Source organism: Corynebacterium guangdongense (assembly GCF_030408915.1).
Lineage (GTDB): Bacteria > Actinomycetota > Actinomycetes > Mycobacteriales > Mycobacteriaceae > Corynebacterium > Corynebacterium guangdongense.
On record NZ_CP047654.1, the window covers coordinates 868,072 to 890,026 of the forward strand.

Annotated in this window: 21 protein-coding genes and 1 tRNA gene; 17 read left to right on the forward strand and 5 right to left on the reverse strand. The window is 69.3% G+C overall.

The window, feature by feature from the left end; translation table 11 throughout:
- Nucleotides 1–31 precede the first annotated feature (31 nt).
- From sepX to CGUA_RS04190, 4 genes are all read left to right on the forward strand, one after another.
- Nucleotides 32–1,201 carry a divisome protein SepX/GlpR gene (gene sepX, locus CGUA_RS04175; RefSeq protein ID WP_290197835.1) on the forward strand — a complete coding sequence of 390 codons (1,170 nt, stop codon included), beginning with the start codon at nt 32–34 and terminating at the stop codon, nt 1,199–1,201.
- A 67-nt stretch (nt 1,202–1,268) separates the two neighbouring features.
- A tRNA-Ala gene (locus tag CGUA_RS04180) sits at nt 1,269–1,341 on the forward strand.
- Between the two features lie 86 nt (nt 1,342–1,427).
- Complete coding sequence (locus CGUA_RS04185; RefSeq protein ID WP_290197836.1) at nt 1,428–2,072, forward strand: cation efflux transmembrane domain-containing protein; 645 nt, start codon at nt 1,428–1,430, stop codon at nt 2,070–2,072.
- Entirely contained in the window at nt 2,069–2,473 is a 405-nt protein-coding gene (locus CGUA_RS04190) for a hypothetical protein (RefSeq protein WP_290197837.1), read from the forward strand. The genes CGUA_RS04185 and CGUA_RS04190 overlap by 4 nt, the downstream gene beginning before the upstream one ends.
- Here the strand turns inward: CGUA_RS04190 and CGUA_RS04195 are convergent.
- Both CGUA_RS04195 and CGUA_RS04200 read right to left on the reverse strand, forming a co-directional pair.
- Nucleotides 2,470–3,078, reverse strand: coding sequence for a DNA-3-methyladenine glycosylase I (locus CGUA_RS04195; RefSeq protein WP_290197838.1), 609 nt, complete (start codon nt 3,076–3,078; stop codon nt 2,470–2,472). The genes CGUA_RS04190 and CGUA_RS04195 overlap by 4 nt on opposite strands.
- A 6-nt stretch (nt 3,079–3,084) precedes the next feature.
- Complete coding sequence (locus CGUA_RS04200; protein WP_290197839.1) at nt 3,085–3,591, reverse strand: methylated-DNA--[protein]-cysteine S-methyltransferase; 507 nt, start codon at nt 3,589–3,591, stop codon at nt 3,085–3,087.
- Nucleotides 3,592–3,658: 67 nt separating this feature from the next.
- Between CGUA_RS04200 and CGUA_RS04205 the strand changes: the two genes are divergently transcribed.
- From CGUA_RS04205 to CGUA_RS04215, 3 genes are all read left to right on the forward strand, one after another.
- Entirely contained in the window at nt 3,659–4,066 is a 408-nt protein-coding gene (locus CGUA_RS04205; RefSeq protein ID WP_290197840.1) for a DoxX family protein, read from the forward strand.
- Complete coding sequence (locus CGUA_RS04210) at nt 4,059–4,760, forward strand: zf-HC2 domain-containing protein (protein ID WP_290197841.1); 702 nt, start codon at nt 4,059–4,061, stop codon at nt 4,758–4,760. Before CGUA_RS04205 ends, CGUA_RS04210 begins: the two co-directional genes overlap by 8 nt.
- Nucleotides 4,761–4,848: 88 nt before the next feature.
- Entirely contained in the window at nt 4,849–5,844 is a 996-nt protein-coding gene (locus CGUA_RS04215; protein ID WP_290197842.1) for an alpha/beta fold hydrolase, read from the forward strand.
- A 21-nt stretch (nt 5,845–5,865) separates the two neighbouring features.
- Here CGUA_RS04215 and pmt read toward each other — a convergent pair whose 3' ends face one another.
- Entirely contained in the window at nt 5,866–7,533 is a 1,668-nt protein-coding gene (gene pmt / locus CGUA_RS04220; protein ID WP_290197843.1) for a protein O-mannosyltransferase, read from the reverse strand.
- Here pmt and rsmI point away from each other — a divergent pair.
- The 5 genes from rsmI to CGUA_RS04245 all read left to right on the forward strand — a co-directional run bounded on the left by rsmI (nt 7,532) and on the right by CGUA_RS04245 (nt 15,864).
- A complete protein-coding gene (gene rsmI / locus CGUA_RS04225; protein WP_290197844.1) occupies nt 7,532–8,383 on the forward strand; it encodes a 16S rRNA (cytidine(1402)-2'-O)-methyltransferase in 852 nt (283 codons plus the stop codon). The genes pmt and rsmI overlap by 2 nt on opposite strands.
- Nucleotides 8,384–8,582: 199 nt before the next feature.
- The gene (locus CGUA_RS04230; RefSeq protein ID WP_290197845.1) at nt 8,583–10,409 is read left to right on the forward strand and encodes a BCCT family transporter; all 1,827 of its coding nucleotides are present in this window, start codon (nt 8,583–8,585) and stop codon (nt 10,407–10,409) included.
- A gap of 154 nt (nt 10,410–10,563) precedes the next feature.
- Nucleotides 10,564–12,411 carry a methionine--tRNA ligase gene (metG, locus tag CGUA_RS04235; RefSeq protein WP_290197846.1) on the forward strand — a complete coding sequence of 616 codons (1,848 nt, stop codon included), beginning with the start codon at nt 10,564–10,566 and terminating at the stop codon, nt 12,409–12,411.
- Nucleotides 12,412–12,416: 5 nt separating this feature from the next.
- A complete protein-coding gene (locus CGUA_RS04240; RefSeq protein WP_290197847.1) occupies nt 12,417–13,724 on the forward strand; it encodes an MFS transporter in 1,308 nt (435 codons plus the stop codon).
- Nucleotides 13,725–13,773: 49 nt separating this feature from the next.
- Nucleotides 13,774–15,864: a RecQ family ATP-dependent DNA helicase gene (locus CGUA_RS04245; protein WP_290198311.1), complete on the forward strand. Its 2,091-nt coding sequence runs from the start codon at nt 13,774–13,776 to the stop codon at nt 15,862–15,864.
- A 6-nt stretch (nt 15,865–15,870) separates the two neighbouring features.
- Here the strand turns inward: CGUA_RS04245 and CGUA_RS04250 are convergent, their stop codons facing one another.
- A complete protein-coding gene (locus tag CGUA_RS04250; protein ID WP_290197848.1) occupies nt 15,871–16,440 on the reverse strand; it encodes a GNAT family N-acetyltransferase in 570 nt (189 codons plus the stop codon).
- A gap of 66 nt (nt 16,441–16,506) precedes the next feature.
- Here CGUA_RS04250 and CGUA_RS04255 point away from each other — a divergent pair, with 66 nt between their 5' ends.
- The 5 genes from CGUA_RS04255 (at nt 16,507) to CGUA_RS04275 (ending at nt 21,407) form a co-directional block, all read left to right on the forward strand.
- Nucleotides 16,507–17,346 (forward strand): TatD family hydrolase, encoded by an 840-nt coding sequence (locus CGUA_RS04255; RefSeq protein ID WP_290197849.1) that lies wholly within the window; start codon nt 16,507–16,509, stop codon nt 17,344–17,346.
- A gap of 267 nt (nt 17,347–17,613) precedes the next feature.
- Nucleotides 17,614–18,810, forward strand: coding sequence for a resuscitation-promoting factor (locus CGUA_RS04260; protein WP_290197850.1), 1,197 nt, complete (start codon nt 17,614–17,616; stop codon nt 18,808–18,810).
- Between the two features lie 158 nt (nt 18,811–18,968).
- Nucleotides 18,969–19,496, forward strand: a complete 528-nt coding sequence (locus CGUA_RS04265; protein ID WP_290197851.1) for a type 1 glutamine amidotransferase domain-containing protein — start codon at nt 18,969–18,971, stop codon at nt 19,494–19,496.
- A 28-nt stretch (nt 19,497–19,524) separates the two neighbouring features.
- On the forward strand, nt 19,525–20,421 hold the full coding sequence (gene rsmA, locus CGUA_RS04270) for a 16S rRNA (adenine(1518)-N(6)/adenine(1519)-N(6))-dimethyltransferase RsmA (protein ID WP_290197852.1): 897 nt from the start codon (nt 19,525–19,527) through the stop codon (nt 20,419–20,421).
- Nucleotides 20,418–21,407, forward strand: coding sequence for a 4-(cytidine 5'-diphospho)-2-C-methyl-D-erythritol kinase (locus tag CGUA_RS04275; RefSeq protein WP_290197853.1), 990 nt, complete (start codon nt 20,418–20,420; stop codon nt 21,405–21,407). Before rsmA ends, CGUA_RS04275 begins: the two co-directional genes overlap by 4 nt.
- On the opposite strand, the gene CGUA_RS04280 is transcribed toward CGUA_RS04275, so the two are convergent.
- Nucleotides 21,404–21,901 (reverse strand): TlpA disulfide reductase family protein, encoded by a 498-nt coding sequence (locus CGUA_RS04280; protein ID WP_290197854.1) that lies wholly within the window; start codon nt 21,899–21,901, stop codon nt 21,404–21,406. The two genes, CGUA_RS04275 and CGUA_RS04280, sit on opposite strands and share 4 nt — an antisense overlap.
- Nucleotides 21,902–21,955 lie beyond the last annotated feature (54 nt).

Genomic DNA, 21,955 nt, shown 5'->3' on the forward strand with positions numbered 1-21,955 from the left:
GAGAACAGGCCAGAGAAAGGAAGACAAGCGGATGTCCGGTGGATTGATGATTCTGCTCATCATCGTGGTGTGGCTGTTCGTGCTCGCCCCGCTGCTGCTGCGTGGACAAAAGCCCATGAGCAAGGCGGGGGAGGCCTTCGAGGACACCCGGGTCGTCTACTCGGGCGACTCCGGCGAGGTCCCGGCCCGCCCGCAGCCCCGGCTCCGGGCGGGGGACGTCCGCCGCCGACGGGCGGAGGATGACGCGGACTACGAGATCGTCGCCGCGGAGGAGGGCCCGGAGGAGAACGAACGCGAGGACGACCTCCTCATCGACGAGCCTCGACCGGCCCGGGAGACCGTCGTCGACGGTGATGTGGTGGCGGGCGAGCTCACCGAGGGATCCGCCCGGGGAATCCTCGCCGCCGACTCGGCAGGATCCACCGCCGCCAGCGTGCTCATGGCCACCCGGGACGACGCTGGGGCGGAGATCGTTGAATTCAGCGCCGCCGGCGCCCGGGCGGACGACGCCGAGGACGCCTACGACGTGGACGACGCCTACCTCGCCCCGGAGGATCTCCTCTACCGCGGGACGCCGAGCCTGGCCGTCGTCGGGGAGGACGAGGCCGACGAAGCCGACGAGGACGGACGGGCCGCGGGCTCCGGTCGCCGGTCCGGCCGCAGCCCCGCCGGCGATGCCGGGGAGTCAAGTGTCAGGGAGTCGACCGAGTCCGAACTGACCGAGGAGGAGATCGCCTGGGCGAAGAGCCGTTCCGGCCGCGGCGGCTGGGACCCGGAGCGCGACCGCACCTACTCGACGACCCGCTACCAGCGCCGCCAGCGCACCCTCCTGGGCCTGGCGATCGCCGTGGTCCTGGCCGTGGCCCTCGGCATCGTCGTCGGTGGGTGGAGTTGGCTGCTGGCTGCGTTGGCCGGCGGTCTCACCGTGCTCTACCTTTTCGCGCTGCGCCAGCAGGTCCGAGAGGAGCAGGCGCTGCGGGCCCGTCGTATCCGCCACTTGCGCCGCGCCCGGCTGGGCGTGCGCTCGACCGCCGCCGAGGAGCTCCATATTCCGCAGCAGCTGCGCCGCCCCGGCGCGGTGGTCATGGAACTCGACGACGAGTCCCCGGACTTCGACTATCTGCCGACGGTCGAGGATTATGACCGTCCCCTCAACCCGCAGCCACGCACCACCGGCAAGGGCTCCCTGCGGGTCAGCTAGCAGGCGTTTTTACTGGGGGCGCATCCGGGAGTAGCCTGTGCTCAGGCGGGGTCATGCACCGCCTCCCGGGGCATTAGCTCAGTTGGTAGAGCGTCGCGTTCGCAATGCGAAGGTCAGGGGTTCGATTCCCCTATGCTCCACAGATTCGATTGGCCACGGCATAACCGTTCAGTTATGCCGTGGCCCATCGGCGTTCCCCTCCGGGGCCGGGGTATCGTGGCACCCCGTGACCGCACTTCGCCGCCTCCTCCTGCTCATTGCGGGGTTGAACTTCGCGTACTTCCTCGTCGAGGCCGTCGTCGCCGGCGTCATCGGCTCGGTGTCGCTGTTCGCCGACAGCGTGGACTTCCTCGAGGACACCCTCATCAATCTGCTGGTCGTCATCGCCATAGGCTGGAGCGCCCGTCGGCGCGGCTGGGTCGGCCGGGTTTTGGCCGTCATCATCCTCATTCCGGGCGTCGCCGCGGCCTGGACGGTGGTGCTGAAGATTCTCGACCCCGTCGCACCCGACGGCAATGTTCTCACCCTCACGGCGATCGGCTCACTGCTGGTCAATCTCCTGTGCGCCGTGCTGCTGGCGCGGCGGCACCGGGGACATGGCAACCTGGTTCGAGCCGCGTGGCTCAGCGCTCGCAACGACTCCGTCGCCTCACTGCTGATCATCCTCACCGGCCTGGCCACCCTGGTTTGGGCGAGCCCGTGGTTCGACATCGTGGTCGGGCTTATCCTGATCTTCATCAATGTCAGTGCCGCCAAAGAGGTCTGGGAGGCCGCCCACGGTGAGACCGATGAGGGCCTGGAGGACATGATCGCCGAGGAGGACGCGGAAATCGCCGCGTCCCGGGAGAAGAAGGAAACGGAGACCCGATGAACCCGATCAATGACGCCCACCCCGAGCTCCCCGAGGACGACCCCTACACCCCGGCGATGGCTTCCCTGACCCAGCAGATTCTGCGGACCAACGCCAACGAGTTTCTCATTCCCTATGACGAGCACACGGTCACGGAGTGCGTCCGTCTGCTCACCGGCGCCCGGGCGCGGGGGTTGCTCCCGCCGGTCGTGCTCATCGACGACGCCGACCCGGTGACCATCGACTTCCACTGGGCCGACGCCGCCGGCACCCGTGCACTGTGCGCGGTCTACAACGGCGGGCGGATGGAGCTGCAGCGCACCGGGGCGGGGGAGGAGCACCCCTCGCCACTGGTCCACGTCGACGACTGGCAGTCCGCCGTCGACGCCCTCGGGGACTGGCTGCAGGCGGAGAACACCTAGGCCCACACCCCGGAGGATCCGCGCCGCCAGGAGCCGACCAGGTGGTCGTCGACCATGCCGATCGCCTGCATCAGCGCGTACATGGTCGTCGGCCCCACGAAGACGAAACCCTCCTTCTTCAGCGCCTTGGCCAGCGCGACCGACTCCGGGGACGTGGAGCGGATGTCCGCCCAGGTTTCGGGGGCCGGCGTCGTCTCCGGCTGGAAGGCCCAGATGAAGTCGGCCAACCCGCCCTTCCCACGCAGCTCGACCGTGGCCCGGGCGTTGGTGATTGCCGCGGCGATCTTGCGGCGGTTGCGGATGATCGTGGCGTCGTCGAGCAGCCGGGCCACATCCGTTTCGGCGAAGCGGGCTACGCGGTCGGGATCGAAGTCGTGGAAGGCGCGTCGAAAGGCCTCCCGTTTCCGCAGCACGGTCTCCCAGCTCAGGCCCGACTGGAAGGCCTCCAGCGTCAGGCGCTCATATAGCCCGGTTTCATCGCGCACCGGCATGCCCCACTCGGTGTCGTAGTACTCGCGCAGCAGCGGGCTTGTCGACGCCCACGCGGGCCGGGCGCGCCCGTCCTCGCCGAGGATCAGTCCGTTCTCCGTCATCGTCTGTGTCATACCCACTTAGACTTCCGCGGGCTCGTCGAAGTTCCCGGCCTCAAAGTTGAGCAGCCAGGCCTTGGCCCGTTCACCGCCCCGGTAGTTGCCCCAGGTGCCGTCGGTGCGGATGACGCGGTGGCAGGCCCAGACGATGGGCAGGGGATTGCGGGCGCAGGCGCTGCCGGCGGCCCGGACCGCCAGGGAGTTGCCGGCCATCTCCGCCAGTTCCACGTAGGTGACGGTCGTGCCGAAGGGGATCTCACCCAGCGCGCGTTGTGCCCGGCGGGTGAAGGTCTCCCCCGTGACGGCGAGGGGCAGGTCGAAGCGGGTGCGGGCGCCGGCGAAGAATTCGCTGAGCTGGCGGGCGGCCTCGGGGGAGGAGGCGGGATCCTCGACGGCGGCCTCGCGAAGCCGGGAATGCTCGGCGCCCTGATCGCCCTCGAAGGCGATATGGACCAGGCCCTCGTCGGTGCTGAAGAGGGTGAGTCCGCCGATCGGGGTGTCGAGTCGGCGGGAACGGAGACTTTCCATGGGGCGGCCTTCCGGTGTCGTGGTGGATGCCCGAACGGCGCCGGGATCGTGTTGTAGTCTAATCGGCATGGATAGACCCGTGGTTCGCGATGCGACGCTGTTGCTGCTGCGCCTGGCGCTCGGAGTGGTGTTCATCGCCCACGGATACGACCGGCTGTTCATCGCGGGCATGGACGACACCATCGGCCAGTTCTCCGCGTGGGAGGTCCCGCAGGCCAAGCTGTCGGCGTGGATCACCGTGATCGTGGAGATCCTCGGCGGGGCCATGCTGGCCATCGGCCTGCTGACGACGGCCGTGGCGGCCGTGCTGCTCCTCCTCGTGCTCGCGGCCCTCTACTTCGTCCACCTCGATCACGGCTTCTTCGTCGCGGACGGCGGCATCGAGCTGACGCTGCTGCTGGCGGTGGCGCTGCTGGTGGTCATCGTCTTCGGCTCCGGCCGGGCCAGCCTGGACGGGGTGCTGCAGAATGGTTGATCACGAGGAGGTCCAGGCGGCGCTCTCGGCGCGCCTGGACGGCGAGCCGGCTGACGTCGACGATGACGTCATCGACGCCCACGTCGCCGGGTGCGGGGAGTGCCGGGCGTTCTGGGAGAAGTCGGTGACGCTGTCGCGGCGACTGTCGGTGGTCGACAGCCCCCGCCACGGGATGAGCCCGCCCGCCGACCTCTCCGAGGTCATCATCGCGGGGGTGGAACCGGAATGGCGTCGGCGGGCCGCCGGACGCATGGCGTCGCTGGCGCTGTCGCGGACCCTGCTCGGCGTCCTCGGCGTCGTCATGGTGGTCTGGGCCGCCCTCATCGTCTCGGACGCCGGTGGCATGGTTCCGGTCTCCTCGGACGGCATGGTGCTGGACCCCACCGCGCAACCGGAGACGGCGGCGCTGATGATCGAGACGGCGGCGCTGCGCCTGGCCGTCGGCGTGGGCCTGTTCTTCGCGGCGTGGCGCCCGCAGCTGGTCGCGGGGACGCTGCCCATCGTGGCGACACTGTGGACCTTCCTCACCGGCTTCACCATGCGCGACATCCTGCTGGGCGGGGCGGAGACGGAGCAGATCCTCTGGCTGCTGAGCCTGCTGCTGGCCGTCGTCGCGCTGCTGTGGGCCTGGTTGGCCGGGCGCGGTGCGGACCTGCGCGCCGCCTGGCGGGCGCTCACCGCGGACCCGAACTGATTCCCCACCCCGAAACCGGGGAGCGGAGACGGCCGGGGGCCGTAGGATCGGGGGCATCGGACTCCTACTCCTGAAACGGGGCGCCCAGATGGCGAAGACAGCGAAAATCCTGGGAGGACTGCTGGCGGCGGTCCTCGTGTTCGTCCTGGTGGCGGCCGGCGCGGTCTACTTCTGGCCGCACACCAGCGCGCACCGCCAGACCGGCGTCGTGGATTCGGTGACCTACGACGCGGCGCTCGAACGCGTCGAGGACAAGATCGGCGAGGACCAGGCCAACAACGTCACCGAGGAGTGCCGCAGCACGCTGCTGACCCACGGGGAGCGCACCGCGCACACGGTGGTCTTTCTGCACGGCGTACGCCAGTGCCCCCACCAGTTCGAGGACATCACCCGCTACTTCTACGAGCAGGGCTACAACGTCTACGCCCCGGTTGCTCCCGCCCACGGCACCGCCGACCCGCTGTACCACGCCAACGTCACCGCCGACGGCCTGGTGGACTTCGTCAACGACGCCGTCACCACCGCCACCGGTCTGGGCGAGGAGGTCGGCGTCGTCGGGCTCTCCGGCGGGGGCATGCTCAGCACCTGGGCCGCGGAGTACCGCCCCGAGGTCGAACACGCGCTGCTGCTCTCCCCCTTCTACGAGCCGGCCCCCAGCCAGTCCCCGAAGTGGCAGCTGCCGCTGCTCAAGACGCTGCACGGCAACCACCTCATCGGGGATGAGTTCAGCAACGGGGTCGAGGCCGAGAACCCGGGCTTCTCCTACCGTGCGCTGGCGCAGTACCTCATCGTCGGTGACAACCTCAAGAAGGAGCCGACGAACCTGGGGCTGGAGTCCATCGCCGTGGTCGTGGCCGAGGATGACGAGCTCATCGACCACGAGCTGGCCCACGACATTCCCGCGGAGATCGCCCGCGACAACGGGCTGGAGCTGCTGTCGGCCGAGATTCCGGCGCAGTGGGAAATCGGCCACGAGATCACCGGCATGAACGTCGAGGGCTACCAGGAGCACCGCGACGTGCTTTTCGACCTGTATGTCAATCTCTACGAGGGCCGACCCGTGGAACTGGTGGGCGCGCGGTAGGTACGGACGTACGGCCGTGAGTCACGTCCAGCTCGGCAGCCACATCATCTGGTGGTATACGCCGTCCGGAATGAGGTAGCCGTAGAAGAGCGGGGAGAAGTAGAGGAACATCGCCAGCACCAGCGCGAGGTAGGCGGTGACGGCGAGGGTCCCCCAGCGGATGTCCCCGCGGGCGACGGATCGCAGCCAGGGCTGCCGTACCCGGGGTCCGCGGCCGGTGAGCTGTCCCAGCGCCAGCGCGAGCAGGACGATGGTGAAGGGCACCAGGGCGGTGGCGTAGAAGAAGTACATCTGCCGGTCGTACGCGGCCAGCCAGGGCAGGAAGCCGGCGGCGAAGCCGACCAGCGGGATGACCCAGCGGCGGTCGCGGCGGATGAGTACGCACCACAGCCCCCAGAGCAGGACCGGGACGGTCAGCCACCAGATGGCCGGGGTGCCGAAGAGGTAGATCATGGAGCGGCACGTGCCGGTGGCGCACTCGATGTCGGTGGAGGAGTAGTAGAGGATCGGGCGCGCCGCGACCAGCCAGGACCAGGGTTTGGAGTCCCAGGGGTGGGAATGGCCGTTGGAGGTGGTCAGCTCGCCGTGGAATGCCAGCACGGAGAAGTGGTAGTGGAACCAGCCGGCCCAGGCGTCAGGAAGCAGCTGCAGCGGCGAGTCGGCGGCGAGGGTGCCGTCGGTGGCGGCGTGGCGGTAGACCGAGGTCTCGGAGGCGAACCAGGCGCGCCAGGACCAGATGTAGAGCAGCGCCGGAACCAGCACCAGGGAGGCGAGCGCCGCGAGGGTGTCACGCACCAGGGTGCCCACGACGTAGCGGCGCACCCCGTAGCGTTTGCGCAGCGCGAGGTCCATGAGCACGCTCATCAGGCCGAAAAAGGCGATGTAGTACAGGCCGGACCACTTCACCGACAGGGCGGCGCCGAGGAAGACGCCGGCGGCCAGGCGCCACCAGCGGAAGCCGAAGCGGGGGCCGAAGGCGCTGGCGCCGAGGCGGCCGGTGGCCCAGGCGTCGTGCAGCCGCTCGCGCATCTGCTGGTGGTCGCGGGCCAGGGCCCAGGCGGCGGCGACGACGAAGAAGACCTGGAACATGTCGAGCATGCCGAACTTGGCGGAGACCAGCAGCACCCCGTCAAGCACGGCGAGGAGTCCGGCGTATACACCGATCTGCCAGGAGTGGGAGACGCGCCGGGCCAGCGCCATCGTCAGCAGCACCGTGCCGACGCCGAAGAGGGCGACCATGACCCGCCAGCCCAGCGGGGTGTAGCCGAAGAGCAGCTCACCGAGGGCGAGCAGCTGCTTGCCCAGCGGCGGGTGCACGACCAGGCCGTAGCCGGGGTTGGCCTCGATGCCGCCTAGGACGGGGTTGAACCAGGAGCGGACCATGTCCCAGCCCTGGGGGACGTAGTGTTTTTCGTCGAAGACCGGGGTGCCCTGCACCTCCGGGCCGGTCAGGCCGATGAAACGGGTGAAGAACGCCAGGCCCGCGATGATCAGGGTGGTCCAGGTGTCGCGCGGGGACCAGCGGTAGCGGCGCGGTGCGGGCGGGTTGACCGGCGCCGGGGGAGCCTGGTGGGCGGGTGCGGATCGGGTGCGCTCGCTGATGCTGGTACTCACCCGCCACAGTCTAGGACACGTGCTGGTCAGCCGGGCGTCACGGCCGTGGCGGTCGATGTGGTTTGCTGGAGACATGAGCACCTCAGTTCCCCGCCTGCCCGTCGGCGTCATCATTGCCGCCACGCCCCTCGGCAACATCCATGACGCGTCGGAGCGGCTGCGCCACGCGCTGGCGACCGCGGACGTCGTCGCGGCGGAGGACACCCGCCGTGTCCGTACCCTTGCCCAGGCACTCGACGTCGAGATCCGTGGGCAGGTGGTCAGCAACTTCGACCACAACGAGGCCGGCCGTGTCAGCCAGCTGCTGGCCTCCGCGCGTGCCGGGTCCGTGCTCGTCGTCAGCGACGCCGGCATGCCGTTGGTCTCCGACCCGGGGCATGCGCTGGTCGACGCCGCCCACGACGCCGGCGTCCCCGTCACCTGCATTCCGGGGCCCTCCGCCGTGCCGACGGCGTTGGCCCTGTCGGGTCTCAACGTCGGGCATTTCATCTTCGACGGTTTCGTCCCGCGGAAGCAGGGCGCGCGCCGGACGTGGCTGGAGTCGCTGGTCAATGAGGAGCGGGCCGTCTGTTTCTTCGAGTCGCCGCACCGGCTTGCCGAGACGCTGGCGGACGCCGCCGAGATTCTCGGGTCCTCCCGCCGGGCGGCGGTGTGCCGTGAGCTGACCAAGACCTACGAGGAGGTCAGGCGGGGGACGCTGCCGGAGCTGGCGGCCTGGGCGGCCGAGGGCGTGAAGGGGGAGATCACCGTTGTCGTCGAGGGCGGCTCCGCCGAGGCGGTGAGCGTGGAGGCGTTGGTGGATGCCGTCGAGAAGGAGGTCGCCGAGGGCGTCCGGCTCAAGGACGCGACCAAGGCGCTGGCGGCCCGCTACGGGGTGTCGAACCGCGAACTGTATGAGGCGGTGCTGGACTCCCGGAAGAGGTAGAGGGTCCGTCTCCCTGGAAAAATGCACCTCAACGCCATGTTGTTATCTTATTGTGATGTTTTGTGGTCAAAATGGGCCATTGTGCTGGAGTTTCTTAAGGTAACAAAATGATAAAGGCCCAGTTGAGGTCGTATCACGATTTCCGCTTTTTCCTGCTTTTTAGTTGTCATCCCAGGTAAAGGCCAGGAATCTTAAGGGTATGTCTGAAAATGTCAAGGATGAAGCGCTCCACCACGCTGAAGCGGACGGCGTGCAACGAGACAACCCCGACTACCATTCCGTCGCCGACGAACTCGCCGGCGCCAGCGCCACGGAACAGCTGGCGGCTCTCCTCAACGACGATGACCGGCTGACGGTCGCCGACTACCCGGAGGACCACGTCACCCTCCAGTCCGAGGACGAGAACGCCCGGATCGACTGGGTCGTCGTCGTGCCCGCGATGCTCCTCGTGATCAGCATCGTCTCCTGGGGGCTGCTCGGCGGCGAGAGCTTCGCCACCTTCGCCAACGGGGCCTTCACCTGGGTCCTCGACAACGTCGGCTGGGCCTTCACCCTCTTCGGCACCATCTTCGTGGTGTTTGTCCTGGTGGTGGCGCTGAGCAGGTTCGGTTCCATCCGTCTCGGCGGCAGCGACGAGGAACCCGAGTTCCGCACCATCTCCTGGATCGCCATGATGTTCGCCGCCGGCATGGGCATCGGCCTGATGTTCTACGGCGCCTCCGAGCCGCTGGCGCACTACCTCTCCCCGGTACCCGGACGCGAGGCGAACGAGGTGGGTACCGCCATGGCGACCGCCATGTACCACTGGACGCTGCACCCGTGGGCGCTCTACGCCATCGTCGGCCTGGCCATCGGCTACTCCACCTTCCGCCTGGGCCGCAAGCAGCTGCTTTCCTCGGCGTTCATTCCGCTCATCGGCCGCAAGGCCGCCGAAGGCTGGGTGGGCAAGCTCATCGACATCCTGTCCATCTTCGCCACCGTCTTCGGCACCGCCTGCTCCCTCGGGCTGGGCACCCTGCAGATCCGCTCCGGCCTGCAGGCCTCCGGCTTCATGGATGATCCGGGCCAGGGCGTCATCATCGGCATCGTGCTGGTGCTGACCCTGGCCTTCATCCTCTCCGCGATCTCCGGCGTCGGCAAGGGCATCCAGTACCTGTCGAACTTCAACATCATCCTCGCCGCGATCCTGGCGATCTTCGTGTTCGTCTTCGGCCCGACCGTCACCCAGCTCAACATCCTGCCGACCTCCATCGGCGCCTACTTCAGCAAGTTCTTCGAGATGGCGTCGTGGACGGGGGTCTCCGCCGACGGCACCGCCGGCGAGTGGCTCGGCGGCTGGACCATCTTCTACTGGGCCTGGTGGGTGTCCTGGTCCCCGTTCGTCGGCATGTTCCTGGCCCGCATCTCCCGCGGCCGCACCATCCGCGAGTTCTGTCTCGGCGTCCTGATCGTGCCCTCCGTCCTGTCCACCGTCTGGTTCTCCGTCTTCGGCGGCACCGCCATTTGGATGGAGAACAACGACCAGTCCATCGTCGGCGGCGGCACCACCGAGGAGCAGCTGTTCAACCTGCTGCACTCCCTGCCGGGCGGCATGATCGCCGGCGTGGTCGCCGTCATCCTGCTGGGCACCTTCTTCATCACCTCCGCGGATTCCGCCTCCACGGTGATGGGGTCCATGTCCCAGAACGGCAAGTCCGACGCGAACCGCTGGGTCACCGCGGCCTGGGGCATCATGGCCGCCCTCGTCGGCCTGACGCTGCTGGTCGTCGGCGGCGATGACGCGCTCAACGCGCTGCAGTCCGTGACCATCGTGGCCGCCACGCCGTTCCTCTTCATCATCTTCCTGCTGATGTTCGCCATCGTGAAGGATCTGATGAATGACGTCATCTACCTCGACGCCCGGGAGCAGCAGCGCTTCGCCCGCCAGCTGGCCATCGAGCGCCGACTGCACCGCGAGAAGGCCTACCGCGACGCCCAGAAGGAGCGCCGCCGCAGCGTCCTGGCACGCAAGGCCCCGAAGGTCTAGCGCCCAGGGAAAGCTTGTCGACGCCCGTCCACCGGCCGGTGGACGGGCGTCCGCTTTTCCGGCCGACCACGCGCCGGGCACCACGCGCCGGCCGTCGCCCCCGCCGCAGCGCCCGAGGACAGCTGGGCGGGCGCGGGAAAGTATGCTGTTGGCCATGAGTGAGACCAACAACGTTCTTGTCTGCGTGGCCTGGCCCTACGCCAACGGCCCCCGCCACATCGGCCACGTCGCCGGTTTCGGCGTGCCCTCCGACGTCTTCGCCCGTTACCAGCGAATGCAGGGCAGGAACGTCCTGATGGTCTCCGGCACCGACGAGCACGGCACCCCGCTGCAGGTCCAGGCCGACAAGGAAGGCGTGCCGGTCAAGGAGATGGCGGACCGCTACAACCGCCAGATCGTCCAGGACCTCGCCGGCCTCGGCCTGTCCTACGACCTGTTCACCCGCACCACCACCTCCAACCATTACGCGGTGGTGCAGGAGCTGTTCACGGGCCTGTACGATAACGGCTACATGATCAAGGAGACCACCCTCGGCGCGATCAGCCCCTCGACCGGGCGCACCCTGCCGGACCGCTACATCGAGGGCACCTGCCCGATCTGCGGGGCCACCGACGCCCGCGGCGACCAGTGCGACAACTGCGGCAACCAGCTCGATCCGCACGAGCTGATCAACCCGCGCTCCAAGATCAACGGCGAGACCCCGGACTTCATCGAGACGGAGCACTTCCTGCTCGACCTGCCCTCGCTTCACGACGCCCTGAAGACGTGGCTGGAGGGCCGCGAGGACTGGCGCCCCAACGTCATCAAGTTCTCCCTCAACCTGCTCGAGGACATGCGCCCGCGCGCCATGACCCGCGACATTGACTGGGGCGTGCCGGTCCCGGTCGAGGGCTGGCAGGACAACAACGCCAAGAAGCTCTACGTCTGGTTCGACGCCGTCATCGGCTACCTCTCCGCCTCCATCGAGTGGGCGCACCGCACCGGCGACGACGACGCCTGGAAGGCCTTCTGGCAGGACCCGTCCGTCCCCGGCTATTACTTCATGGGCAAGGACAACATCACCTTCCACTCCCAGATCTGGCCCGCCGAGCTCCTCGGCTACGCGGGCAAGGGCGCCAAGGGCGGGGCAGCGCACGCCTTCGGTGAGCTCAACCTGCCGACCGAGATCGTCTCCTCGGAGTTCCTGACCATGTCCGGATCCAAGTTCTCCTCCTCCAAGGGCGTGGTCATCTACGTCAAGGACTTCCTCGCCGAGTTCGGCCCGGACGCCCTGCGCTACTTCATCTCGGTGGCCGGCCCGGAGAACACCGACACCGACTTCACCTGGGACGAGTTCGTCCGCCGCACCAACAATGAGCTGGCCAACGGCTGGGGCAACCTCGTCAACCGCACCGTGTCCATGGCGCACAAGAACTTCGGCGAGGTCCCGACCCCGGGTGAGCTCACCGAGACCGACCAGAAGCTGCTCGACCTGGCCGCCGAGGCCTTCGACGTCGTGGGCCGGAACCTCGGCGACGCCAAGTTCAAGAACGGCATCAGCCATGTCATGCACGTGGTCGGTGAGGCCAACGCCTACATCGCCGAGACCGAGCCGTGGGTCCTGGCCAAGGAGGAGGGGGCCAAGGAGCCGGGCTCGCGCCTGTCGACCGTCCTGTGGACCGCGCTGCAGGTCGTCTCCGACTGCAACACCATGCTCACCCCGTACCTGCCGCACCTGTCCCAGCGGATCCACGAGACCCTGGGCCGGGAGGGCGTCTGGGCCGCCGAGCCGGAGATCCGGGAGGTCACCGACTCCTCGCCCGCGGCCCCCATCGGCGTCGGCACCCCGGACCCGGCGCAGACCTACCCTGTCATCACCGGCGACTACACCGCCCAGCAGGCCCGATGGGCGCGGATCGACGTGGTCCCGGGCACCGCCCTGGCCAAGCCGGCCCCGCTGGTGGCCAAACTGGACCCGGAGCTGGCGGAGACCGGCCCGGAGTGGGCGCCGGTGCAGAAGTAGCCCCCATGGACACCCCGAGAAACGCCACGTCGGCGACCAGCGGCTCCGCCATCGGCCTGGTCTTCACCCTCGTGGCGATTTTCGTCGCCGCGCTGAATCTGCGTGCCGGCATCACCTCCGTCGGGCCCGTCCTGTCCGACATCCTCGGCTGGTACGACGCCTCCCCGGCCGTCGCCGGTCTGATCACGGCCATGCCGGGCGCCTTCTTCGCGGTCATGGGCCTGTGCGCCGTGCCCCTGGCAGAACGCATCGGCATGAGCCGCACCCTGCTCATCGGCATGAGCTTCACCCTGACCGGACTGGCGGTGCGCCCGTGGACGGGCAGCGTCTGGCTCTTCCTGCTGTTCACCGCGTTCGTGGTGGTCGGCATCGCCCTGTCCAACGTCCTGCTGCCCGCGTGGATCAAGCTGCACGGCGGCCGCAACATCGTCACCCTGATGACGGTGAACACCACCGTGCTGGGCATCTCCGGTGCCCTGGGCCCACTGTCGGCCGGTCTCGCCGAGCGTGAGGGCGGCTGGCGCGACGCCCTCTTCGTCTGGGTCTCCGCGGGCCTGGCCCAGGTCCTGGTGTGGCTTTTCGTCGCGGTGCGCAACGGCTACGACTTCCCGCGGTACCGGGTCGCCGCCACCGAGACGCCGGGGACGCCGGGGACGCCGGGGGCGCCGGGGGCGCCGGGGACGCCGGGGACGCCGGGGGCGCTGCCCTCGCTGTGGACCTCTCCGTCCGCGGTCTTCCTCATGGCCTACTTCGGGCTGCAGTCCATGCACGCCTACATCCAGATGGGATACCTCTCGCAGATCCTGCTGGACTCCGGGGTCTCGCGGACCGTGGCCTCGCTCGGCCTGTCCATCAACGCCGGCTGGGGCATCCTCGGCGGGCTCGTCATCCCCACGGTCATCGCCCGGCTCCCGCGGGTGGAGGTGCTCCCGTTGCTCTTCGGCGCACTGACCTTCTCGGGCTACCTGGGGCTGCTGCTGGCCCCCGCGGCCGCGCCCCTGCTGTGGTCCTCACTGCTCGGGGTCGGCGGCTGGGCCTTCGTCCTCGCGCTCAACCTCATCGTCGTCAAGGCCCGGCACCCGCTGGTGGCCGCGCGGCTCTCCGGCTTCGTGCAGCCCTTCGGCTACGTCATCGCCGCCCTGGGCCCGCTGGTCATCGGCCTGGTCTACCGCCCGGAGGTCGGGTGGACCGGAATCCTACTGGCCCTGCTCGTCCTCGCCCTGGTTAAGGGGGTCGTCGGCTTCCTCGCGGCACGCCCCGGATTCGTCGATGACGACCTCGGTCTGAGCGAGCCCCGCATCGTGGAGAACTAGCGTGTCGGGGTCGACTGTTAGGTTGGTCGGCATGACGAGCCAGACATCTGTGACCGCTACCCGTGATGACGCCCAGCGCCTGCTCGAGGGAATCGCCGGACCCGAGGCGCGCCTGCGCGACGACCAGTGGGTCGCCATCGACGCGCTGGTCAACGCCCGTCGGCGCATGCTGGTGGTCCAGCGCACCGGCTGGGGCAAATCCGCCGTCTACTTCATCGCCGCCAAGCTGCTGCGCCGGGCCGGCCACGGGCCGAGCATCATCATCAGCCCGCTGCTGGCGCTGATGCGCAACCAGGTGCAGGCGGCCTCCGGGGCAGGCATCGTCGCCGCCACCCTCAACTCGGCCAACATGACCGAGTGGGCCGCCATCGAACAGTCCGTCACCGGCGGGGGAGTCGACGTCCTGCTCATCTCCCCGGAACGTCTCAACAACCCGGATTTCCGGACGAACATCCTCCCGCAGCTGGCGGAAAGCACCGGCATGGTCGTCGTCGATGAGGCGCACTGCATCTCAGACTGGGGCCATGACTTCCGCCCCGACTACCGCCGCATCAAGGATCTGCTGGCCGGACTGCGTCCGGGCGTGCCGGTCCTGGCGACGACGGCGACGGCCAACGACCGCGTCGTCGCCGACGTCCAGGCGCAGCTCGGCCCGGACACCGGTGTGCTGCGCGGGGGCCTGGACCGGGAGTCGTTGCACCTCAACGTCGTCCATCTCCCGGACACAACGCAGCGCCCGGCGTGGCTGGCGTCGAACCTGGCCGCGCTCCCGGGTTCCGGCATCGTCTACTGCCTGACCGTCTCCGCCGCGGAGGATCTGGCGGAGGCCCTGACGGCGGTCGGCTGGAACGTCGCGGCCTACACCGGGCGCACGGAGGCGGGGGAGCGCGAACGCCTCGAGCAGGCGCTCATCGCCAACGAGCTCAAGGCGCTCATCGCCACCAGCGCCCTGGGCATGGGCTTCGACAAACGCGACCTCGGTTTCGTCGTGCACCTGGGTGCGCCGAGCTCCCCGATCAGCTACTACCAGCAGATCGGCCGCGCCGGCCGCGGCACCGACCGCGCGGAGGTCATCCTCCTGCCGGGGGCGGAGGATCGGCAGATCTGGGACTACTTCGCCTCCGTCTCGTTTCCGGAGGAGGAGACGGTCCGGACGCTGCTGGGTGCGCTGGAGGAGGCCGACGGCGCCGCCCTGTCCACTATCAGGCTCGAGACCGCGGTGGATCTCTCGCGCACCCGGATCGAGCAGACCCTCAAAGTCCTCGACGTCGACGGCGCCGTCCAGCGCGTCCGCGGCGGCTGGGTGGCCACCGGCCGGCCCTGGTCCTATGACGCCGCCCGCTACCGCGGCATCGACGAGGCCCGCACCCGCGAACAGGACGCCATGCTCGAGTACCAGCGCACCGGACAGTGCCGCCTGGTCTTCCTGCGCAGCCAGCTCGACGATCCGACCCTCGACGGATCCGTCTGCGGCCGCTGCGACAACTGCACCGGCAACCACCTGGATCCGGCCGTGGACGCGGCGATGGCGGACAGGGTCACCGCGAAGATGCGTGCGCCGGGGGTCCTGCTGACCCAGCGCCGCCAGTGGCCGAGCGGCCTGTCCCGGGTGAAGGGGAAGATCACCGGGGTCGGGCCTGGCCGGGCCCTGGGCCGGCTCAACGACGTCGCCCGCGGCCCCGCGCTGCGGGAGCTGGTCGGCGAACGCGCCTGGGTGCCCGGCACGGACTGGAAGTCCGATCCGTGGCTGTCCCGCATCGTCGCGGTGCTGGCGGACTGGGACTGGACGCGGCGCCCGACCACGGTGGTGGCGCTGGGCGCCAGCGACGAGCAGACCACCGCGTTCCTCGCGCGCGTGGCGCAGGCGATCGCGGCGGTCGGCCGGATGGATTTCGGCGGCGTGCTGCCGGTGGCCGCCGGTGCGGGGGAAGTGACGGCGCAAAACTCGGCCTACCGGGTGCTGGGCCTGCTGGACCACTACGACGTGCGTGCGCTGGCCGGGGAATTGTCCGGCGAGGCCCCGATACTCCTGCTCACCGACGTCGTCGACACCGGCTGGTCGGTCACCGTGGCCGGTGCGGCGCTTCACACGGCGACGGGGCGGGAGGTCCTGCCCTTCGCGCTGGCCGCCCGGGGCTGACCTGTCCTACACGTGCGGGTTGGCGGCGTCGCCGGCGTAGAGGACCGAACCCGTGTCGTCGACGTCCGGGTCGTGGGGGACCATGTCGATCATCAGCTGCATGAGGTAAATCCCCAGCCACTGGCCATGCTTCCGGCCCACCTCCGGGAAGAAGCCGGCCTCGGTGAAGCCGAACTTCTTGTGCAGCGCGAGCGAGCCCCTGTTGTCGCTGACGATGTTGGCCAGCATGACGTGCACGTCGCCGTGCTTCTTCGCCTGGTGAATCAATTCCCCGAGCAGCCTGGAGCCGACCCCCTTGCCGTGCGCGTCGGGGGAGACGTAGATCGAGTTCTCCATGGTGTGGCGGTAGCCGGGCATGTCCAGCCACTGCATGTAACTGGCGTAGCCCAGGACGCCGGTCTCGTCCTCGGCGACGAGCACGGGAAATCCTTCCTCGATGTGCTCGTCCAGCCATTCCGTGCGTTCCTCGGCGTCCAGATCGTAGAAACGGAACGACGCGGTCGTATTCCGGATCGCCCAGTTCTGGATCTCAACGATCGCCGACAGGTCCTCATGTGTTGCGAGACGGATCTCCATGGCGGAGAGTCTAGGCACCTCGGCGATCTCCGACCACCCGAGGGCTGGGCGATAGAGTGGGGGACCATGTCGAAGAAGAAGCCTCGCCCCACGCCCGTCCCGGCCGCGAAGATCGACGGGCTGGTGGACGCCCACACCCACCTCGCGTCCGCGCGGGCCCGGACGCAGGAGGAGGTCGACGCCATCGTCGCCCGAGCCCTCGAGGCGGGCGTCGAACGCATCTGCACCGTGGGCGACGGGCTGGCCGAGGCGGAGCTGGCGCTCGAGGCCGCGCACCTGAACCCGCGCGTGTGGGCGGCGTGCGCGCTCCACCCCACCCGGGCGCACCAGCTCGACGACGCGGCCCGTGCCCGCCTCAGCGAGATGGCCTCCGATCCGCGCTGCGTGGCGGTGGGGGAGACCGGCATCGACACCTACTGGCTCCGGCACGATCCCGAGCGCACCGCTGCGCTGGACGTGCAGGAGGAGGCGCTGCGCTGGCACATCGACCTGGCCAACTCCTCGGGCAAGGCGCTGATGATCCACAACCGCGAGGGCGATGAGGACCTCATGCGCATCCTCGCCGACGCTCCCACGCCTGAGACCGTCATCCTGCACTGTTTCTCCTCCCCGCTGGCGGTGGCGAAGGAGGCGCTGGATCGGGGCTACGTGCTCAGCTTCGCCGGTAACGTCACGTTCAAGCGCAACGATGAACTGCGCCGGGCTGCCCAGCTGGCCCCGGCCGGCCAGCTGCTCATCGAGACGGACGCGCCGTACATGACTCCGGAACCCTTCCGCGGCAGCCGCAACGAGCCCGCCCTCATCGGCCATACCGCGCTGGTGGTGGCCGAGGCTCGTGGCATGCATGTTCGCGACCTCGCCGAGGAGGTCACCCAGACCTTTGATCGGGTGTATGGCCTCGGGTAGGGCCCGGTCCGCCCCGAAAAACCGCTGTGTGTGCATTGTCACAGCGTTATCTTTCCGTTGCAATCACCGCACGTGAGAGGGGGATCCTGGTGCCGCGCGCTGTGGCGCGCGGGGGTGCCCTGTCTGGCTTTCCCCGATTCGTTATCTTATTGTGACTGACAGTTCACAGCGGGCCCCATGCCCGCGCAGCACACCGAAGCACAGGGGCCGGACCATCTACCCGGGTGGCCGGCCGTTCGAATCGAAGAGACGAGCTAGTTGACCGTCATGGCACCTGACAAGCAGATCAACCGAATCAACGCATCCACCTCCACCCCGATGCGCATCGTCGCCGGCGGTGCGCTGGGAGCCCTGGCCATCGGCGGCGTCGCCGTCATCGGCGCCCAGAAGGACGTCATCATCGACGTCAACGGTGAGCAGCTGGCGCTGTCGACCTACTCCGGCGACGTCGAGGGCGCCCTGGCGAAGGCCGGGGTCGCGGTCGGTGCGGAGGACCTGGTCTACCCGGCCCCGGGCGAGTCCCTCGCCGATAACGACACCATCACCGTGCGTACCGCCAAGCCGGTCGCCGTGATCATCGACGGCCAGGAGCACACCGTCAGCTCCACCGCCGCCACCGTCGCCGACCTGGTCGATGAGATCGGCGCCGTCACGCCGGGTTCCGAGGCCAACGTCGACGCCGACGAGCCGGTCACCGAGGGCATGCAGGTGGAGGTCACCTCCCCGAAGATCATCGCCATCAACGACGGCGGCTCGGTCACCTACACCTCCATGGCGAAGAAGACCGTCGCCGACGTCCTCAGCTCCCGGGGCGTGACCGTCGACTCCGACGACCGCGTCTCCCCGGCCCTCGACGCCGTCGTCGAGGCGGGCACCACGATCACCATCGACCGTGTCACCGTCTCCCAGCACACCGACGTCCAGACCGTCGAACCGGCCGTCAACTACGTCGAGGACCCGGAGGCCGAAGTCGGCACCGAGCACGTCGTCGAGCAGGGTGAGGCCGGCGAGCGCCGCGTGACCACCCGCGTCACCACCGTCAACGGCGTCCAGGAATCCACCGAGGTCCTCGAGTCCGACGAACTCAAGCCGGCGCGAGCCACCGTCGTCGCCCGCGGCACCAAGCAGCCGGCCCCGACGGTGACCGCCGCCGCGACCACGCCCGCCAGCGCCCCGCAGCCGGCTCCGGCCGCCTCCTCCGCCCCGGCCGTCGCCGGCGGTTCCGTCTGGGATTCCATCGCGCAGTGCGAATCCGGCGGCAACTGGTCCATCAACACCGGCAACGGCTACCAGGGCGGCCTGCAGTTCTCCCAGTCCACCTGGGCCGCCTACGGCGGAACCGCCTACGCCCCGACCGCCGACCAGGCGAGCCGCGAGCAGCAGATCGCCATCGCCGAGAAGACCCAGGCCTCCCAGGGCTGGGGAGCCTGGCCGGCCTGCACCGCCAAGCTCGGTCTGCGCTAGGCCGCGCCCGCCGTCGACCCGCCCCTGCCTGGGGCGGGTTCTTCCGTGTTTTCCGGACCAAGACACCTCTACGACGACGTCCACCCAACGTTCAGGCTGCGTGGCTAGCGTGGGTGACGCCCGAACACCAGAGAACACAGAGAATGGAGCATCCCGACATGGCAACTCTCAGCGGTAAAAGGATCGCCGTCATTTCCACCAACGGTTTCGAGGACTCCGAGCTGACCAAGCCCGTCGAGGCGGTCAGGGAGGCCGGGGCGGAGGTCACGGTGATCTCCACCGAGGCCGGCCAGCCCATCGAGGGCAAGAACGGCACCAGGGTCGACGTCGATCTGGCCTCGGCCGACGCGGATCCGGCCGAGTTTGACGCGCTCATCCTGCCGGGCGGGACCGGCAACGCCGACAAGATCCGCATGGACGCCGACGCGGTGGATTTCGTCGTCAAGCACGTGCAGGCGGACAAGCCGCTCGGCGTCATCTGCCACGGCGGCTGGATTCTCACCGACGCGGACGTGCTCAAGGGTCGCACGCTGACCTCCTTCCCGTCCATCAAGACCGACCTGCGCAACGCCGGTGCGACCTGGGTCGACGAGGAGGTCCACGTAGATAATCGCTGGGTGTCCTCGCGCACCCCGGACGATCTGCCGGCCTTCAACAAGGCGATTGTCGAGGAGTTCGCCAAGTAGGAGACCGGGCCGGGTAAGTTAGGGGGTCATGAACGCCCCAGACAACCCGGCCCCCGCAGTCGAGCTGCTCGGTCCCGCAGAAATCCGCCAGCTGGCCGACAAGCTCGGGGTGACGCCGACGAAGAAGCTCGGACAGAACTTCGTCCACGACCCCAACACCGTCCGCCGCATCATCGGCGCCGCCGACATCGGCGCCGAGGACCATGTGGTCGAGATCGGCCCGGGACTGGGCTCGCTCACGCTCGGCCTGCTTGAGGCCGCGCACAAGGTCACCGTCGTCGAGATCGACGAGCGTCTGGCCGGCGAGCTGCCGCGGACCGTCGCCTGGCGCGCGCCCGCCGCCGCCGACCGGCTCACCGTCATCACACAGGACGCCCTGCAGACCCGCCCGGAGCAGATCGAGGCACCCACCGCCCTGGTGGCGAACCTGCCCTATAACGTGTCTGTGCCGGTCCTGCTGCATTTCCTGGCGATCTTCCCGACCATCACCCGCGTGCTCGTCATGGTCCAGGCCGAGGTCGCCGACCGCCTGGCCGCCGAACCGGGGTCCAAGATCTACGGGGTGCCCAGCGTCAAGGCCTCCTTCTACGGCGACGTCCGCCGCGCCGGATCCATCGGTCGCCACGTCTTCTGGCCGGAGCCCAACATCGAGTCCGGCCTCGTGCGTATCGACCGCCACCGCGACGCCGAGTGGAACCTCGGCGACCGTGACCGCGTCTTCCCGCTCGTCGATGCCGCCTTCGCCCAGCGACGCAAGACCCTGCGTGCCGCGTTGGCCGGCCACTACGGCTCGGCCCAGGCCGCGGAGGAGGCGCTGACAGCCGCCGGCATCGATCCGAAGCTGCGCGGTGAGAAGCTGGGCGTGGCCGATTTCGTCCGCCTGGCCACGGTCTCCGCCGATTCCGCGCCGGAGTACCGCCGATGACCGGGCCCGCCGCCGTCCCCTTGGCCACGGCCCGCGCCCACGCCAAGGTCAACCTGCACCTCGGCGTCGGCCCCGCCCGCGAGGACGGCTACCACGAACTCTCCACGGTCTTCCAGTCCGTCTCCGTCTCCGACGTGGTCACGCTGCACGCCGACGACGCCCCGGCGCCCGGCGGCCCGGGCGTGGTGACGGGCCTGCGGCTGAGCAGCGGCGCCAACCCCGAGGTCCCGCTCGACGCCGGCAACCTCGCCTGGCGGGCCGTTGAGGCGGTCGTGTCCGAGTACCGGCGTGAGCACGGGCCGCGTGAGCTGCCGGGCGTGCTCCTTGACCTGCACAAGTCCATTCCGGTGGCCGGGGGCATGGCGGGCGGCTCGGCCGACGCGGCCGCCGCGCTCGTCGCCGCCGACGCCTGGCTGGCCGAGGAATACGGGGTGGCGCCGCGCGGCGTCGACAAGCTGCTCGGGCTCGGCGCCGGGCTCGGCGCGGACGTGCCTTTCACGCTCAAGGGCGGCAGCGCCCTGGGCACCGACCGCGGTGACCGGCTGACGACGATGATGTCGCGCGGTCCCTTCCACTGGGCGATGATCACCAACGCCCGGGGCTTGTCGACGGGCGCGGTCTTCGCCAAGCTCGACGAGATGCGCGCCGCCGACCCGGCGAAGGAGACTCTCCAGCCGCACCTGGACACCGGCGCCGTCTCCCACGCAATGATCTCCGGGGACCCGTACCAGCTGGGCCCGGCGCTGCACAACGATCTGCAGCCGGCGACGCTGACGCTGCGCCCGGACCTGCGCAAGATCCACGACGCGGGGATGAACGCCGGCGCCATCAACGGCATCATCTCGGGGTCGGGGCCGACGTGGGCATTCCTCTGCGAGGACGAGGCCGCGGCCCAGGAGGTCGTCGACCAGGTCAGCGCCGACATCGCCCCGGCCTCGGGCATGGTCGTGCGCAGCCCGGACGCCGGCGCGCACCTGCTCTACTAGGCGCCCTCGGGCCGGGCGCCCCCAGACCCGGCCAGCAGGGTGCCCAACCAGACCCCGAGGACGAGCTCGTCGAGCTGGCCGAACAAGGTCTGGCGCACCTTCCCGTCGCGGTCGACGAGCATGGTGGTGGGCGTGCCCTGCAGGTTCCAGCGCCGCATCGTCGCTGGGACGGGCAGGCCCTGGCGGGGCCGGTCGACGGCGACAGGGAAGTCCACCCGGAACTCGGAGAGGAAGACCTTCAGCGCCTCCGGGGTCATCGCCTGGTGGTGCTCGAAGACGCTGTGGATGCCCAGCACCTGCAGCGCGTCCCCCTGCACCGTGCGGTGAACCTTCTGCGCCTGGGGGATGGCGTGGTTGACGCAGCCCGGGCACAGCATCTGGAAGAACTCCACCAGCACCACCTTCCCGCGCAGGTCGGTGGGCGTGAGTGGCGCCGAATTGAACCATTCGCTGACGTCGAACTCGAAATCCTCTGCCTCGGCGGCGGCGACCATGGATGCTCCTCCCTGTGGTTGTGTGGTGGCTCACATCCTACGTCGGGGCCCCGG

Coding starts and splice junctions, on each gene's coding strand:
- CGUA_RS04260 (WP_290197850.1), top strand. CDS start 17,614: ATGGCACCTGACAAGCAGATCAACCGAATCAACGCATCCACCTCCACC.
- CGUA_RS04265 (WP_290197851.1), top strand. CDS start 18,969: ATGGCAACTCTCAGCGGTAAAAGGATCGCCGTCATTTCCACCAACGGT.
- CGUA_RS04255 (WP_290197849.1), top strand. CDS start 16,507: ATGTCGAAGAAGAAGCCTCGCCCCACGCCCGTCCCGGCCGCGAAGATC.
- CGUA_RS04215 (WP_290197842.1), top strand. CDS start 4,849: ATGGCGAAGACAGCGAAAATCCTGGGAGGACTGCTGGCGGCGGTCCTC.
- CGUA_RS04230 (WP_290197845.1), top strand. CDS start 8,583: ATGTCTGAAAATGTCAAGGATGAAGCGCTCCACCACGCTGAAGCGGAC.
- CGUA_RS04250 (WP_290197848.1), bottom strand. CDS start 16,440: ATGGAGATCCGTCTCGCAACACATGAGGACCTGTCGGCGATCGTTGAG.
- rsmA (WP_290197852.1), top strand. CDS start 19,525: ATGAACGCCCCAGACAACCCGGCCCCCGCAGTCGAGCTGCTCGGTCCC.
- CGUA_RS04275 (WP_290197853.1), top strand. CDS start 20,418: ATGACCGGGCCCGCCGCCGTCCCCTTGGCCACGGCCCGCGCCCACGCC.
- CGUA_RS04205 (WP_290197840.1), top strand. CDS start 3,659: ATGGATAGACCCGTGGTTCGCGATGCGACGCTGTTGCTGCTGCGCCTG.
- pmt (WP_290197843.1), bottom strand. CDS start 7,533: ATGTCTCCAGCAAACCACATCGACCGCCACGGCCGTGACGCCCGGCTG.
- CGUA_RS04280 (WP_290197854.1), bottom strand. CDS start 21,901: ATGGTCGCCGCCGCCGAGGCAGAGGATTTCGAGTTCGACGTCAGCGAA.
- metG (WP_290197846.1), top strand. CDS start 10,564: ATGAGTGAGACCAACAACGTTCTTGTCTGCGTGGCCTGGCCCTACGCC.
- CGUA_RS04190 (WP_290197837.1), top strand. CDS start 2,069: ATGAACCCGATCAATGACGCCCACCCCGAGCTCCCCGAGGACGACCCC.
- CGUA_RS04200 (WP_290197839.1), bottom strand. CDS start 3,591: ATGGAAAGTCTCCGTTCCCGCCGACTCGACACCCCGATCGGCGGACTC.
- CGUA_RS04195 (WP_290197838.1), bottom strand. CDS start 3,078: ATGACACAGACGATGACGGAGAACGGACTGATCCTCGGCGAGGACGGG.
- rsmI (WP_290197844.1), top strand. CDS start 7,532: ATGAGCACCTCAGTTCCCCGCCTGCCCGTCGGCGTCATCATTGCCGCC.
- sepX (WP_290197835.1), top strand. CDS start 32: ATGTCCGGTGGATTGATGATTCTGCTCATCATCGTGGTGTGGCTGTTC.
- CGUA_RS04240 (WP_290197847.1), top strand. CDS start 12,417: ATGGACACCCCGAGAAACGCCACGTCGGCGACCAGCGGCTCCGCCATC.
- CGUA_RS04210 (WP_290197841.1), top strand. CDS start 4,059: ATGGTTGATCACGAGGAGGTCCAGGCGGCGCTCTCGGCGCGCCTGGAC.